We start from the raw sequence: 832 nt of genomic DNA, 5'->3' as shown, positions 1-832 counted from the left end.
CAGATAAACGCTAAGCGTTAGGTCGCAAACATGGATAGTCGCGAGTCCCTTCTAAAAGCTCTTCTTTCGTTTACGCGGCCAATCCCGGACATTGCTCGCGACCTCTCGGCTTACGGCTGGGACGCTCCTAGCCCGCTGGTCGTGCTTGACGCCGTCCATATTTCCTCGGTGCTCGGTCGGTTCATGGCAGGTGAGCTTTCTTCTGTGCAGGTCGACGACTGGGCCAGCTGCATAGAGCTCCGTGACGACATTGAGTACGACCCTTCGTCAGCAGTCGGCTTGGCGCTCCACGAACTTGCCAACCCTGTGCTTACATGCTCTCTTACAAGGCAATCTGCAGCAGCGCTGGTTGCAACTCTTTCGTAGCTGCAACCTAACCCGTCATTCAAGCGGACGGCTTCGCCGCCGCTTAACTCCAGCGTTAGGCCTCACGAGGTAGCTATGTCGCTTGCCCGCACTCTGATCATATTTTCGCTGGCCGTTATGGTATTGCCCCTGTCCGCTCAAGAGCACAATGTGCGTCCCGTACAAGGGCTTGTGCCAGATGCCAAGACGGCAATTGCAATCGCAGTTGCCGTCTGGTCTCCCATCTACGGCGAGAAAGAAATTGCTTCGGAGCAACCTTACGTAGCCACGCTTTCGGATGACGGAAAGTGGACTGTTACAGGCTCGCTTCCCAAGGGCTGGCTCGGCGGCACTGCAATTGCGGTCCTCTCAAAATCAGACGGCCAAGTCTTGCGTGTTAGTCACGGCAAGTGAGGCCTAACCACTCGTCCAAGCGGACGGCTTCGCCGCCGCTTAACTCCAGCGTTAGGGAAACTCTGATTTTGCT

Annotated in this window: 1 protein-coding gene; it reads left to right on the top strand. The window is 56.2% G+C overall.

Going from position 1 to position 832, the window contains the following annotated elements; translation table 11 throughout:
• Nucleotides 1-441: 441 nt before the first annotated feature.
• The gene (locus tag UU7_RS17825) at nt 442-759 is read left to right on the top strand and encodes a YbbC/YhhH family protein (RefSeq protein WP_083846027.1); all 318 of its coding nucleotides are present in this window, start codon (nt 442-444) and stop codon (nt 757-759) included.
• The last annotated feature ends 73 nt before the right edge of the window (nt 760-832 follow it).

Origin of the sequence: Rhodanobacter spathiphylli B39 (assembly GCF_000264295.1) — a bacterium.
Taxonomy (GTDB): Bacteria; Pseudomonadota; Gammaproteobacteria; order Xanthomonadales; family Rhodanobacteraceae; genus Rhodanobacter; species Rhodanobacter spathiphylli.
Note: the sequence above shows the minus strand (reverse complement) of the source record. Positions and strands in the feature narration are given on the sequence as shown.

Coding starts and splice junctions, on each gene's coding strand:
- UU7_RS17825 (WP_083846027.1), top strand. CDS start 442: ATGTCGCTTGCCCGCACTCTGATCATATTTTCGCTGGCCGTTATGGTA.